The following is a 13753-nucleotide window of genomic DNA, read 5'->3' as shown; positions in this document are numbered from 1 at the left end:
ATCGGCCAACCCGATCTGGACATGCTCGACCCGTTCCTGCTGCTGGACGAGTTCGGTTCCGACACGCCGGGCGACTACATCGCGGGCTTCCCCGAGCACCCGCACCGCGGTTTCGAGACCGTCACATACATGCTGGACGGGCGCATGCGCCATGGCGACAACCAGGGCAACAGCGGCCTGCTCACGTCCGGCAGCGTGCAATGGATGACCGCCGGGCGGGGCATCGTCCATTCGGAGATGCCCGAACAGGAGGAAGGCCTGATGCGCGGTTTCCAGTTGTGGGTCAATCTGCCGGCGAAGGACAAGATGACCGCGCCCCGCTACCAGGACATCGCGCCGGAAAAGATCCCAGACGTTGTTCCTTACGCAGGCGTGAAGGTGCGCGTAGTGGCCGGTCGTTTCGGCGACACCGAAGGCCCGATCAACGGCGTCGCCACCAAGCCGCTGTACCTGGACGTGGCGCTGGAGCCAGGCGCGAGCCTGCAGGTTCCGGTGCCGTCCGGCCACAACGCTTTTGCCTACGTGTTCGAGGGCGACGCCGCGCGTGTGGCGGGGGAAACCCTGGGTCGAAGCGAGCTGGCCGTGCTTTCGGATGGCGACACCGTGCAGCTGGATGCCGGCGATCACGCCACACGCGTCCTGCTGGTTGCGGGCAGGCCGTTGCGCGAGCCGGTCGCCCGCTACGGACCGTTCGTGATGAACACCAGGAAGGAAATCATCGAGGCGGTCGAGGACTTCAACGCCGGGCGGTTCGTGTAAAGGCCGGGGCAGCACCTGCGCTGGACTGCAAGTGGCTGCCTGATGTGGAGGACCGAGCTTCCCGACCTGCTGGTTGGCGTCATCCCGGGGATGCACGCCACCAAGGTCACTTCAATCCGTACCGTTCCCGGCTCCTTGGCTTCATTGCCCTGCTCCTGAATGAGGGGCCGAACACGAAGGTCGGGCCGGTCATGCTTTGACACCATCTGGATGCCAGGAGGGCCGCAGTGCCGACGGACCGGACAGGTTCACGCATGGCTGCAAAGTGGATGAACCTTGAAGGGACGCGGGGCATGACCCATTTATGGAGTGGACCGTTGCACCAAGTACTTGCATACATTTTCCGAGGAGTTTGCCGATGAAAGAATCAGATTCGTCCTACAGCCCACCCGAAGTATGGACCTGGGATCGCGAAAGCGGCGGCAAGTTCGCCAGTATCAATCGTCCCTTGGCTGGCCCCACCCATGACAAGGACCTGCCGGTCGGGCGCCACCCGCTGCAGCTGTATTCACTGGCCACACCCAACGGCGTCAAGGCGACGGTCATGCTGGAAGAGCTTTTGGCGCTGGGGCATTCGGGCGCCGAATACGATGCCTGGCCGATCCAGATCACCGAGGGCGACCAGTTCGGTAGCGGTTTTGTCTCCGTGAACCCCAATTCCAAGATCCCCGCGCTGGTCGATCACAGCGAGACGAAACCCCTGCGCGTATTCGAGTCCGGCTCCATCCTGTTGTATCTGGCCGAAAAATTCGCTGCCTTGCTGCCCACCGACCGGGCGCAGCGTACGGAATGCCTGTCCTGGCTGTTCTGGCAGATCGGCAGCGCGCCCTATCTGGGTGGCGGTTTCGGCCATTTCTACGCCTACGCTCCAGTCAAGCTGGAATACCCGATTGACCGTTTTGCGATGGAAACCAAGCGCCAACTCGATGTACTGGATCGCCGGCTGGGTGAATACACCTTCCTGGCGGGTGAGGACTACACCATTGCCGACATCGCCACATGGCCGTGGTACGGCGCGCTGGTCCTGGGCCAGCTTTATGAAGCGGGCGATTTTCTGCAGGTGAATGAGTACGAACATGTCAAGCGTTGGGCGAACCAGATTGCCGAACGCCCTGCCGTGCAGCGCGGACGCATGGTCAACCGTACCTGGGGCGAGCCGGAAGGTCAGCTGCATGAGCGCCATGCAGCCAGTGACTTCGAGACCCGCACCCAGGACAAGCTCGAGCGCGGGCAGTGAGTGCACGGGGATCCAGGCGGTCGGTTGCCACGTATCCTGTCCTGTCCCCGAAGCATCACAACAAGCATGTGCCGTGCGCGCTGCACCAGCGGCGATCCTGGCGGCAGGCCGCAGGCATCAGCCCGGCATCCAAGAATTTTCCCAAGGAGGTCAACCATGTCCACAACCACTGGAAATACAGTGAAATTCAATCGCCCAGACGGCAAACCGGTCGAGGGCTATCTGGCCAGGCCGGAAAACGCCGAGCATGCGCCGGCCGTCGTCGTCATCCAGGAGTGGTGGGGCCTGAATGACCAGATCCGCGGTGTCGCTGACCGTCTGGCGCATGCCGGCTACCAGGCGCTGGTACCTGACCTGTATCACGGCAAGAGCACGGTCGAGGAAGAGGAGGCGCATCACCTCATGGATGGTCTCGACTTTGGCGATGCCGTTTCCCAGGACATTCGCGGCGCTGTCGATTATCTCAAGCAGCACACCAGCAAGGTGGCGGTCATGGGATTCTGCATGGGCGGCGCGCTGAGCGTGCTATCGGTTTGCCAGATCCCGGATCTGTCCGCCGGTGTCATCTATTACGGTGCCCCGCCGATGGAATACGTCGATGCATCTTCGATCAAGTTCCCGGTGCTGGGTCACTTCGGTACCCAGGATGCATTCTTCCCGATCGATTCCATCGACCAACTGGAAGCGAAGATGGTCGATGCCGGCGTGGATGCGCAGTTCCACCGCTATCTCGCCCATCACGCCTTTGCCAACGAGACAGCCGTGGGCGAGGGCCGCATTGCCGGCACGCAGTACGATCCGGCATGGGCGCAGCGGGCATGGGACCGCACCCTGACCTTCCTGGGCCGCACGCTCTGGTCGTGATTCCGGGGCGCTGAAGATCCGCGCTTCGAAGCGCGGCCAAAGGTAATGGCGTGGGGTCAGCCGATGATGAGCGGGGCCCACGCTTTTTTTGATGGCGAGGGTGGCCCCGACTCAGTTTGCGCAACGCCGTCATTCGGGTGCCCTTGAGGGGCCTGCGCATGCAGCGCATATGGGCTGCGTGGGCGATCAGCCGTTCACGCCGGCCAGCAGGGCGTCCAGATCGCCCTGGTCGAATTTCAGCCGATCACGACTGCCGCCGCCGTCGAGCACCGCAGCGGCGAGTTCGGCCTTGCGCACCTTCATGGCCTCGATGCGTTCCTCGACCGTGGCGGTGGTGATCAGCTTGTACACGAACACCGGCTTGTCCTGGCCGATGCGGTGGGCGCGGTCGGCGGCCTGCGCCTCGGCGGCGGGATTCCACCACGGATCGTAATGAATCACGGTGTCGGCGGCGGTGAGGTTAAGGCCCACGCCGCCGGCCTTCAGGCTGAGCAGGAACAGCGGGACTTCACCGTTCTGGAAGCGGCGTACAGGTTCGGCGCGGTCGCGGGTTTCGCCAGTGAGGGTGACGTAGCGGATACGCTTGCGGTCGAGCTCGTCACCAATCAGCTTGAGCATCTCGGTGAACTGGCTGAACAGCAGTACCTTGCGACCCTCGGCCACCAGCGCAGGAAGCATTTCCAGCAGCAGCTCCATCTTGGCCGACTCGCGAACGCCACGAGCCGCCTCCAACTTGACCAGGCGCGGATCGCAGCAGGCCTGACGCAGCTTGAGCAAGGCATCGAGCACAAAGATGCCGCTGTGCTCGATGCCCCGTTGCGCGATCACCTCGCGCAGCTCGTCGGCGAGTGACAGGCGCAGGCTTTCGTAAAGATCACGTTGCTTGCCCTCCAGCGCCACGCGTCGTGTGATCTCGGTCTTGGCCGGAAGTTCGGAGGCCACCTCCGACTTGGTGCGGCGCAGGATGAACGGCGCGATGCGCTGATTCAGGCGCTGCTGACACGCCTCGTCGTTCTGTTTCTCGATCGGGCCGCGGTAATGACGACGGAAGGCGCGTTCGTCACCGAGCAGGCCGGGCACGGCCAGGTCGACCTGCGACCACAGTTCGCCCAGGTGATTTTCCAGCGGCGTTCCGGTCAGGCACAGCAAACGGTCGCAGTTGAGCTTGAGCAATGCGCGACGCGCCTGGGTGCGCGGATTCTTGACCTGCTGTGCCTCATCCAGCACCACCAGCGCAAAGCGCTGTTTCTTCAGGACATCCAGGTCGCGAGGCAGCAACGCATAGCTGGTCAGGATGATGTCGTGCTCGGCGATACGCTTGAACTGTTCGCCGCGCTGCGGACCATGCAGGGTGAGTACGCGAAGGCTGGGTACGAAGCGCTCCGTTTCGGATTGCCAATTGGGGATCAGGCTGGTTGGCAGCACCACAAGCGCGGGATGCTTTAGGCGACCGGATTCGTGCAACGCCATCAGGTGGGTCAGTAATTGCAGTGTCTTGCCCAAGCCCATGTCGTCGGCAAGCACGCCGCCGACGCCGGCTTCGCCCAGCGCATTGAGCCAGCGCAATCCTTCACGCTGGTAGTCGCGCAGGGTGGCCTGGACCCCTTTGGGCACGGTGGTGCTGGCGCGTGCGGCGGCTTCGCGAAGGCGACGGGTAAAGCCGAGCAACGCCTTGGGGGCCTCCAGCGTGCCGTCTGCGGGAAGCGCCTTGGACAACTCCTCCAGGCGGCCGGCCTGCACCCGGGGGAGCCGCAGTTTGGGACGTGGGCGTTCCAGATATTCAGCCAGTGGCGCCAGCATGGCGCGAAGATCGCGCAGGCGCACCGGCACGCGGCGGCGGTCATCGACCGGGGCATACCAGACCGCATCCTCGGCCTCGTTGGCGGGCGGGGTCAGACTGAGTTGCTGTTCGCTCAACGCCTGTGCCACGACGGGTAGCAGGTTCACGCGCTGGCCTTCAACTTCGATACCGATCTCCAGATCGAAGCGGTCATCCCCGCTACGCTCGCTGGCTTCTCCGTACCAGTGCACCGGTCCCTCCAGGACCTCGAACGGGAAACTGCTGGCGTACTCGAGCACAAACCCGTCTGCTTCCAGTTTGCCGCGCAAGGCCAGCCAGCGCGCGGGAGTATTGACTTCCAGCGCACCGGTATGGCCTGTACCCGGGAACATCCAGGCATCCTCGGGCAAGGTTTCGGCCAGATCCCAGGGCAGACCTTCGGTGTCGACGGCAGGGGTGAGGCCGGCCGTTTCCATGCGTTCCATGGCGGCCAGTTCCTCGGCGCGACGGCGGGTGATCTCGATCAGCTTGCCGTCGCGGACCCGGCGGACGTGCGGTTCACCACCGCGGCCGGGCAGACGTTCACCGCCGTAGTCGAAAGTCAGTCGCGCGTAGGCCAGCGGTGGCGTACCGGCAGCCAGTCGTGCATGGCGGGTCAGCGCCTTGAGGGTGAGCACGGGCTTGGGTGTCAGTTTTGCAGGGCGCGCGGTGCCCAGCACCGTGGGCGGGGGCACGCGATCGGCCAGTCGCGATTTGGCAAGCGCGGAGGCCAGGGCCGCTGCATCCTCGGGTGCCAGCGAAGGAGACTCGGCGATACCGGCTTCGGCGGGTTGGATGTTCAACAGGCCGAGTTCGGCATTTTCCGGGTCCAGATACCACCAGACGCCTGCGCGCAGCAGGCGTTGGCCAGGTGCGAGTTCGGGCTGCAGCTGCTGGTGACCGTCGGCGGACATGACCCAGGTCCAGTCGGGGGGATGTGGACGGCCACGCGCAAGACGCAGGCCGGCCACGCCACCGAGAAAACAGGGTGCGGTGTCGAGCATTTCACCCAGCAGGGCATCGCCAATGGCACCGGACAGATGTGCGTAGTTGCGGCCTTTGCGCTGGCTGTGCGGCAGCCCCATCAGGGTGGCCGCCAGGCGGTGTTCGACCAGTGGCAGGTTTGTCTGTGCAAGCCGGCGTGGATCGAGTGGCACGGCGTGGAACAGGCGGCCGTGTTCGCCAACCTGCAGCAGCACCGGCGCGGCTTCCATGCGTGCGGCGGGAGCGTCCTCGACGGCGACCATTTCCAGGAAAAACCCAAGCGTGTGACCTTGGCCATGCGTCTTGGCGGAGGTCAGACTGGAGCGTCCGTTGAGCAAGCGCTGCCAGGCCTTGGGCACGGGCTTGCTGTCGTCGCAGGCCTTGTCCTTTGGCGACGGGGGCGTGACCCGACGTTCGCTGCTCGGTCGCTGCATCCTTTTCGCTCGAGGCTTAAAACGTAAAGACTAGCAGCCTGCGTGACCCGTGTGGGCTCAGGATCGGACGCACAGGCGTGCAATCGATGCAGGAGCGGTTCAGCGCGGTGGGAACAACGGGCCGGAATATTCGGGTTTCTGTTCACGCGCCATCAGTGCGCGAAGCGCTTCGACCGGGGTGATCTCGCCATGCAGCACGGAGCGCACACCGTAGGCGATGGGCAGGTCCAGATCATGCTTTTCAGCCAGGCGTCCGACCTCGTCGGCGGTGACCACGCTTTCGACCACCTGGCCGATGTCACGCACAGCCTCATCCAGGGTGATACCGCGGCCGAGGGCCAGCCCCAGGCGGCGGTTGCGTGACAGATCACCGGTACAGGTCAGAACCAGATCGCCTAGTCCGGACAGGCCCATCAGTGTCTCCGGGCGCGCGCCCAGCGCGACGCCCAGTTGCAGCATTTCATTCATGCCGCGGGTGATCAGGCCGGCACGCGCATTCAGCCCGAGCTGCATGCCGTCGGCCACGCCGGTGGCTACGGCCAGGACGTTTTTCATCGCGCCGCCCAGTTCTGCGCCAAGCATGTCATTGCCGGTGTAGGCGCGGAAGGTGTCCGAATGCAGCAGGTCGGCCAGGGTCTGGGCAAAGGCCAAATCCGCGGCCTGCACGGTGACGGCGGTGGGTAACCCGGCCACGACCTCGCGAGCGAATGAGGGGCCGGTGACTACCGCGGCCGGCCGGCCGGGCAGACGTTCGGCAACCAGCTCATGCAGGAAACGGCCGGTGCCCGGTTCAAAGCCCTTGGTTGCCCACGCCACTGAACAGTGGGCTGGCAGCAGCGGCGTAAGTTTTTCCAGCAGGGCTGCGAAGGCATGGCTGGGGACAACGATTACCACCATGTCTGCATGCGCCACGGCGATGGCCAGGTCGGTTTCGTAGGCCAGCGTCGGGGGCAGCTCCAGGGCCGGAAGATAGCGCAGGTTGCGGTGTGCCCCCTGCATCTCCTCCAGTGCATGGCGATTGCGCCCCCAAAGGGTTGTGGGGGCGCCATTGCGCGTGAGCAGAGCGGCCAGCGCAGTGCCCCATGAGCCGGCTCCCAGAACGCTGACGCGAAGCTTTCCGTGCGCCATCTCGTGGACTCAGGAGTTCAGCGTCGGCGTGGAATTTTCACCGGAGGCCTGCTGGCGCTTCTGTTCTGCATACAGCGCGTCGAAATTGATCGGCTGCAGCAGGAACGGCGGGAAACCGCCATCCATGACCAGCGATGAAATCACCTGACGCGCATAGGGGAAAAGCACGGTCGGGCAGTAGCTTCCGATGATACCGTCCTCTTCCTCGGGCCCGAAACCGGCGATACCGAAGATCCCCGCCTGATGCACTTCGGCCAGGTAGGCGGTGTGCTCGCCAAGTTCGCAGGTAAGGGTCAGCGAGAGCACGACCTCGCGGGTGGTCTCGTCAAGACGGGTGGCGGTGTGTCCAACGTTGAGAGAGACCTGCGGCTGTTCCTCGGTTCCCCCCATGTCCTGGAAGATCCCGGGGGCATTCGGTGCTTCAAAGGAGGCGTCCTTCAGGTAGACCTTCTGCAGCACCAGCTGCATCTCGTTGTCCTGAGGGTTGGCGTCGATGTTTTCTGCCATGATGTTCTCTGATGGGAAATGCGGATATGAAAGCAATCATTGTCCCACAATCCCGGCAGGCTGTCCGCTGCCCGGTGGAGTCAGGTGGGACACACTATTGCGGCACAGGCGTCGTATTGCCATAATGGCCAGCTAGCCTTGCTCTTTCCACGTCCGTGGGTGACCCAAGCGGCGCGGTACGCGTGGGTTTTGCCAGGCAGATTTCCAGCACTCCGCACGCGGCCCGAAGCCGCGGCTGGGCCGAAACCGCCCTGGCTAATGGGTAGTCAACATCCTATTTCGGAGGTCATCATGGCCCGTGTATGCCAAGTCACCGGCAAAGGTGTGCAGAGCGGCAACAATGTGTCGCACGCCAACAACAAGACCCGTCGCCGCTGGTTGCCCAACCTGCATGAGCGTCGTTTCTGGGTGCCCAGCGAAAAGCGCTGGGTGAAATTGCGTGTGTCCAGCAAGGCGCTGCGCACCATTGACAAGAACGGCATCGAGGCCGTGATCGCCGACCTGCGTGCTCGCGGCGAAAAGGTTTAAGGAGACAAGATCATGCCATCCAAGCGCGACAAGATCCGCCTGATTTCGTCGGCCGGCACCGGCCACTTCTACACCACCGACAAGAACAAGAAGAACATGCCGGAGAAGATGGAGATCAAGAAGTTCGATCCCACGATCCGCAAGCACGTCATGTACAAGGAAGGCAAGATCAAGTGATCGGATCCAAGTGATCCGGTCCCGGCCTTGCGCCGGGTCTGGAAGACCTTTCCGGGAAACCCGCCATCTGGCGGGTTTTCTTTTGCCAGCATCCTTTTGCCCACGCCTGTATCCTCGGCCTGCGGTATCCAGGTCGTGAAATGCACTTCGTGAGGTCTGTACGGTGAGGCGCGAGCTCGAAAGCGCGCGTTCCGGTCCGGCGGCACAGATGAAAAAGGCCCGCCTAATGGCGGGCCTTTCCATACATGCATTCAATGAACGTCGCGCTCAGCCGTGAGTAGGTAAGGCGTAGCCCTTCAGGTGCTGCGCGAAATCCTGCAATGCGCGGATTCCACTCTGCTCGGCCTCGTGAATCCACTGCTGCAGGCCCTTGAGGGCGGCGTCGGCGCCGCGTTGCTCCATCAGCGCCGCCAGACGCGCGCGATAGTCGCACACTACGCGCAGCGTCGGCCGTTTCTCGACCACAGCCTCAAGCTGCTTGCGCTTGTCGCGATCCAGCCATCGACCGCCATCGGCCATGGCGCGCCGCAGACGCCGCGGCACGTCGCGCAGATTGTTGCCGGCACGGGCACTTTCCTCGCGCAGGGTCGGCATGATGACCTGGTGGTAGTAATCGGTCATGGCCTGGAAGCGATGGGTCAGCACGGCACGCAGCGTATCTGCATCGGGCAGGTTCACGTTCGGACGCACATCCAGCGATGGTGCCACGCGCAGCACCTTGGCCAGGCCCAGGGCGCGCAGTCCGCAAATGGCCGCCCAGCCGATATCAAACTCCCACTTGCGCAGCGCGAACTTGGCCGAGCTGGGGAAAGCGTGGTGGTTGTTGTGAAGTTCCTCGCCACCAATCCAGAATCCCCATGGGATCAGGTTGGTCGCGGTGTCCGAGCTCTCGAAATTGCGATAGCCCCACCAATGGCCGATGCCGTTGACGAAGCCGGCAGCCCAGAACGGAATCCAGATCATCTGGATCGCCCACAAAGCCACGCCTACCGAGCCGAACAAGGCAAGGTTGATGAACAGCATCAGGGTCGGGCCGCTGTACGGATGAACGCTGTACAGGTGCCGCTCGATCCAGTCGTCCGGCGTGCCGCGTCCATACTTTTCCATGTCCGCGGTGTTCTGGCTGGCTTCGCGATACAGGCCGACACCATCCCAGAAGACCTTCTTAAGGCCGTAGATCTGCGGGCTGTGTGGATCATTCTCGGTTTCCACCATGGCGTGGTGCTTGCGGTGGATGGCCACCCATTCCTTGGTGACCATGCCGGTGGTCAGCCACGACCAGAAGCGCAGCACGTGTGCCACGACCGGATGAAAATCCACGCCGCGATGGGTCTGGCTGCGGTGCAGGTACAGCGTCACCGCGAAGATGGTCAGTTGCGTGACCACAAGCAGGTAGACCAGCCAGGTCACCCAGCCAGCGCCGGTAAGGCCGCGGGCAGCAAAATCGAGGAAAACTTGAAACATCAGAAAAACATCTCGTGTGTCGGAGCAGAAAATTGCATGTCGGGTCCGCATATCCATCGCGTCCAGCCAAAATGGCCGCGAACGCCAGAATCACGCATTACCATTGAACCACAACACGGCATGGAAAAGTGTTACGTGCTCGCGAATCCATACATTGGCGCTTGTCCTAGATATGGGTTCCCGGCCAGAATCATCAAGTGAATGAAACCGCGCCCCTGCTGCAAATGGACCACGTCAGCCGATCCCTGGGTGGCCACGAAGTGGTGTCTGAGCTGGTGCTGGGCCTGCAACGGGGGCAGGTACTGGGCCTGCTGGGTGTAAACGGTGCGGGCAAGTCGACTACGCTGGCCATGATCTCCGGTGCCTTGCGTCCGGATCGAGGCCAGGTCCGGATCAATGGCGTGGACCTGTACGAACAGCCGAGCCTGGCGCGTGCAGCGGTGGGTTGGCTGCCCGAGCGCGCACCTCTGTGGGCGGAGCTCACCGTCATCGAACACCTCCAGGCCAGTGCCCGCTTGCGTGGGCTTGACCGGCAGACGCTTCGAAAGCGTGTGGATGGTTTGCTCGAGCGATTGCAGCTGGCATCCATGTCCCGACGTCTGGTTGGCGTGCTCTCGCAAGGACAGCGGCAGCGTGTGGGCCTGGCCTGTGCCCTGCTTCACGAGCCGCCGCTGTTGGTGCTGGATGAACCGGGAAACGGTCTGGATCCGGTGCAGTCGGCGCAGTTGCGCGAGCTGATCCGAGAGCGTGCCGCGTCCGGCTGCGGGGTGATCCTGTCCACGCACCTGCTGCCGGAGGTCACGGCCATATGTGATCGAGTGGCGATTCTGCACCAGGGCCTCTTGCGCCATGATGCTCCGCTCGATGACGGTCATGGCCGTATGCGTCTTACCCTGGCAACGCCGGTGGACGCCAGCCGTATCGCCAACTTGCCGCCGGTCGCCGAAGTTATCGCCGAGGCGCCCGGAATCTACCGCGTGCGCCTGCGCGAGAATGCCGATGCCCCGGCGTTGTCACGCGCTGTGGTCGAGGCCGGCCTGTCGCTGGCCGAGTTGCAGGTCACATCCGGCAGTCTGGACCGGGCATTCATGGACATTGCGACGCGAAGTGAACGGATGGCGCAAGCATGAGTACATGGGCCGTGATGCGCCTGGAATGGCGACGCATCTGGAGCCGACCGCTGGCCTGGTTGCTGGCGGCGCTCAGCCTGGCCGGCATGGGCTGGGAATTCCTGCTGATGCTGAACCAGTTCCTGGCGTTGCAGTTGCGGATGGTCGCGGCGGGCAATACCAGTGGTTTCACGGATCTGGTGACACTGCCGTGGCTGGCCCTGTTTGTGATTGCCGCCTTGGTCCTGGCGCCGTTGCTGAGCATGGGTACCCTGGCCGGGGAACGACGCAGCGGTACCCTGCCTTTGCTGTTTGCTTCTGGCCTGTCGCCGCGAGCCGTGGTGCTGGGCAAGTACATGGCCACCCTGGCCTGGCAACTGCTGGTGCTTTTGTTGGTGCTGGCCATGCCGCTGGCGCTGGCCTTGGTCACCAGCCCGGACTGGGGCAAGCTGGCCTCCGCCGCGCTCGGCCTGACGTTGGCGCTGGCGGCACTCAACGCGATCGGCGTGGCCTGCTCGGCGTATGCCGGTCACCCCGCATTGGCCGCTGCCGGTGCCCTGGTGGTCTCGGCGCTGCTGGTGGGCGTCAACAAACTTTCGCTCGACCAGGGCGTGCTCGGCGGCGTTGCCAACTGGCTGGCGCTGTCCACGCACTTGCAGCCGATGGGACGGGGTCTGGTCAATACCGATGATCTGCTCTGGTTCGCGCTGGTGATCACGGTAGCCCTGGTGCTGGCAATCCGGCGGGTCGGCGATGAGAGGATCCGCACATGATGGGCCGGCGGCTGGGCTCTTGGGTATTCACGCTGGCGGTCCTGGTCGCCGCCGGATGCATCGGCTATCTGGGTAGTCGGCATGAGGCCACTTTCGACTGGAGCGCCGGCCACCGTGCCAGTCTGACGGCGCCCACGCGTGCGGTGCTGGCTCGTATGCAGGGACCAGTCAAGATCACCAGTTATGCCGTCCCCGGTGGCAGCCTGCGCCCGACCATCGCGGCCTTCATTTCGCGCTACCAGGCGGTCAAACACGACATCACGCTGCATTTCGTGGACCCGGACAAGAACCCCGAGGCCATGCGCAAGGCCGGGATTTCGGTGGCGGGCGAACTGGTGTTGCGCTATCGCGGACGCGAGCAGCGCCTGCAGCAACTGAGCGAGGACAGCCTTACCAATGCGCTGGAACGCCTGACTCGCGGGGGCGACCGCATCGTGGCTTTCGTCACGGGTGACGGCGAACGGCTGGCCGGCGGAAAGCGCGGCGAAGACTTGTCCGACTTTGTCAGTCCACTGGCTGCACGCGGCATGCGTGCGGTGCCGCTGAATTTCAGCCAGGTGCAAGGTGTGCCTGAAAACACCAACCTGGTGGTGCTCGCCAGCCCGGTACAGCCCCTGCCGCATGGCGCGGTGCAGGCGCTGGTCAACTATGTGCAGGGGGGCGGCAACATCCTGTGGCTGAGCGAACCCGATGAGCCGCATCCGGAACTGAAACCGCTGGCCGAGGCGCTTGGCGTGCAGCGGCTTCCCGGGGTGCTGGTGGACGGCCAGGGTTCGGCACTGGGACTGGACGATCCGCGCATCATCGCGGTCGGCAATTATCCGCCCGATGCGGTCACGCGGGGTTTCGACAAGACGACGTTGTTTCCCGGCGTGCAGGCCCTGGCCAGCACCTCGGACACGCAGTGGTCGGCCAAGCCATTGCTGTCGTCCGGGCCACAGAGCTGGACCGTGTTGCAACCGATCGACGACAAGCACCCTTCCACCATCCGCTTCGATCCCGGCAAGGGCGAGTTGCGTGGTCCGCTGGACTTTGGGTATGCGCTGTCGCGGCTCTCGCCCAGTCCCGAAAAGAACATGCAGCGCGCGGTGGTCATCGGTGACGGCGATTTCCTGTCCAACGGATTCCTGGGCCACGCCGGCAATCGTGCGCTGGGCGAGCGCGTGATCAACTGGCTGCTTGGCGACGACGCGCTGGTCGATGTTCCGCGGCCGGTGGCACCGGACCGCATCGTGCAGCTGTCGCCCGGCGGGATGACTGCGCTGGCCGCTGTATTCATGATCGGCCTGCCGGTGCTGCTGCTGTTGCTTGGCGTCGGCATCGCCTGGCGTCGGCGCCGACGTTGACGGCATGAAGCGGACGCAGCGTCGCATCCTGTTTGTCGTCGCATGGGCGGTGCTTCTGGCACTGGCCGCATGGCAGTGGCAAATCGATCGAAGCGCGCAACCCGGCACCCTGCTCAAGCTCGAAGTGGCGCGGATCACCCGCGTGCGCGTTGAGCGTCCGGGCCAGCCATCCCATGTCTACGTGCGTCGTGACGGGCACTGGTGGATGCAGGCGCCCGAGCACAAGCGCGTGGACGACGGACGCCTGGACGACATTGCTGCACTGGCCAACGCACCCGTGCAGCGTTGGCGATCGGACACCGGATTCGACTTGCGCAAGCTGGGACTCAAGCCGCCCCGCATACGGCTGTACCTGAATGGCCAGCGCGTGGATTACGGTGTGCTGTCGCCCTTCGGCCCGCAGCGTTACGTGCACGTGGGGCACCGCATTGGTCTGGTTGCGGCACAGGACACGCCGCGTGCGGCGTCCTCCGGCAATGTGAAAGTGATGGATTGAACGTCTAGTTGTGATCTCTCAGTAGGTTGTTCATCCGAGGCAAACCCGAAAGACTGGAGGTGCGAACCGACCAACCCTTCAGGAGCCCCGGATGAACATGCATAAAGGTGCCCGTTTGACGCCCTATA

The 13753-nt window shown here is 63.9% G+C and carries 13 protein-coding genes; 9 read left to right on the top strand and 4 right to left on the bottom strand.

Annotated elements, in window-relative coordinates:
- The 3 genes from PF446_RS10080 to PF446_RS10070 all read left to right on the top strand — a co-directional run.
- Nucleotides 1-759: pirin family protein (locus tag PF446_RS10080; protein WP_298071300.1), on the top strand; the 759-nt coding region annotated here is incomplete at its 5' end.
- Between the two features lie 358 nt (nt 760-1117).
- Nucleotides 1118-1996 carry a glutathione-dependent disulfide-bond oxidoreductase gene (yghU, locus tag PF446_RS10075; protein WP_298071299.1) on the top strand — a complete coding sequence of 293 codons (879 nt, stop codon included), beginning with the start codon at nt 1118-1120 and terminating at the stop codon, nt 1994-1996.
- Nucleotides 1997-2152: 156 nt separating this feature from the next.
- Nucleotides 2153-2860 (top strand): dienelactone hydrolase family protein, encoded by a 708-nt coding sequence (locus tag PF446_RS10070; RefSeq protein WP_298071298.1) that lies wholly within the window; start codon nt 2153-2155, stop codon nt 2858-2860.
- A 186-nt stretch (nt 2861-3046) separates the two neighbouring features.
- On the opposite strand, the gene PF446_RS10065 is transcribed toward PF446_RS10070, so the two are convergent.
- The 3 genes from PF446_RS10065 to secB all read right to left on the bottom strand — a co-directional run bounded on the left by PF446_RS10065 (nt 3047) and on the right by secB (nt 7732).
- On the bottom strand, nt 3047-6097 hold the full coding sequence (locus tag PF446_RS10065) for a DEAD/DEAH box helicase (protein ID WP_298071297.1): 3051 nt from the start codon (nt 6095-6097) through the stop codon (nt 3047-3049).
- 99 nt (nt 6098-6196) lie between these two features.
- Nucleotides 6197-7225 (bottom strand): NAD(P)H-dependent glycerol-3-phosphate dehydrogenase, encoded by a 1029-nt coding sequence (locus PF446_RS10060; RefSeq protein ID WP_298071296.1) that lies wholly within the window; start codon nt 7223-7225, stop codon nt 6197-6199.
- A gap of 9 nt (nt 7226-7234) precedes the next feature.
- Nucleotides 7235-7732, bottom strand: a complete 498-nt coding sequence (secB, locus tag PF446_RS10055; protein ID WP_298071295.1) for a protein-export chaperone SecB — start codon at nt 7730-7732, stop codon at nt 7235-7237.
- 291 nt (nt 7733-8023) lie between these two features.
- Here secB and rpmB point away from each other — a divergent pair, with 291 nt between their 5' ends.
- Both rpmB and rpmG read left to right on the top strand, forming a co-directional pair.
- Nucleotides 8024-8260: a 50S ribosomal protein L28 gene (gene rpmB / locus PF446_RS10050; RefSeq protein ID WP_298071294.1), complete on the top strand. Its 237-nt coding sequence runs from the start codon at nt 8024-8026 to the stop codon at nt 8258-8260.
- Between the two features lie 12 nt (nt 8261-8272).
- Nucleotides 8273-8437 carry a 50S ribosomal protein L33 gene (rpmG, locus tag PF446_RS10045; protein WP_298071293.1) on the top strand — a complete coding sequence of 55 codons (165 nt, stop codon included), beginning with the start codon at nt 8273-8275 and terminating at the stop codon, nt 8435-8437.
- Nucleotides 8438-8704: 267 nt separating this feature from the next.
- Here rpmG and PF446_RS10040 read toward each other — a convergent pair whose 3' ends face one another.
- Nucleotides 8705-9901 carry a fatty acid desaturase gene (locus tag PF446_RS10040; protein ID WP_298071292.1) on the bottom strand — a complete coding sequence of 399 codons (1197 nt, stop codon included), beginning with the start codon at nt 9899-9901 and terminating at the stop codon, nt 8705-8707.
- A 197-nt stretch (nt 9902-10098) separates the two neighbouring features.
- Between PF446_RS10040 and PF446_RS10035 the strand changes: the two genes are divergently transcribed.
- The 4 genes from PF446_RS10035 to PF446_RS10020 are packed head-to-tail and all read left to right on the top strand — an operon-like array spanning nt 10099 to nt 13625.
- A complete protein-coding gene (locus PF446_RS10035; protein ID WP_298071291.1) occupies nt 10099-11031 on the top strand; it encodes an ABC transporter ATP-binding protein in 933 nt (310 codons plus the stop codon).
- Nucleotides 11028-11783 carry an ABC transporter permease subunit gene (locus PF446_RS10030; RefSeq protein WP_298071290.1) on the top strand — a complete coding sequence of 252 codons (756 nt, stop codon included), beginning with the start codon at nt 11028-11030 and terminating at the stop codon, nt 11781-11783. Before PF446_RS10035 ends, PF446_RS10030 begins: the two co-directional genes overlap by 4 nt.
- Nucleotides 11780-13129, top strand: coding sequence for a Gldg family protein (locus PF446_RS10025; RefSeq protein ID WP_343224674.1), 1350 nt, complete (start codon nt 11780-11782; stop codon nt 13127-13129). Before PF446_RS10030 ends, PF446_RS10025 begins: the two co-directional genes overlap by 4 nt.
- 4 nt (nt 13130-13133) lie before the next feature.
- Nucleotides 13134-13625, top strand: a complete 492-nt coding sequence (locus tag PF446_RS10020) for a hypothetical protein (protein ID WP_298071289.1) — start codon at nt 13134-13136, stop codon at nt 13623-13625.
- Nucleotides 13626-13753: the final 128 nt, after the last annotated feature.

The sequence above is a fragment of the Oleiagrimonas sp. genome (assembly GCF_027858935.1).
Taxonomy (GTDB): Bacteria; Pseudomonadota; Gammaproteobacteria; order Xanthomonadales; family Rhodanobacteraceae; genus Oleiagrimonas.
This window is presented reverse-complemented; position numbering and strand designations above follow the sequence as displayed.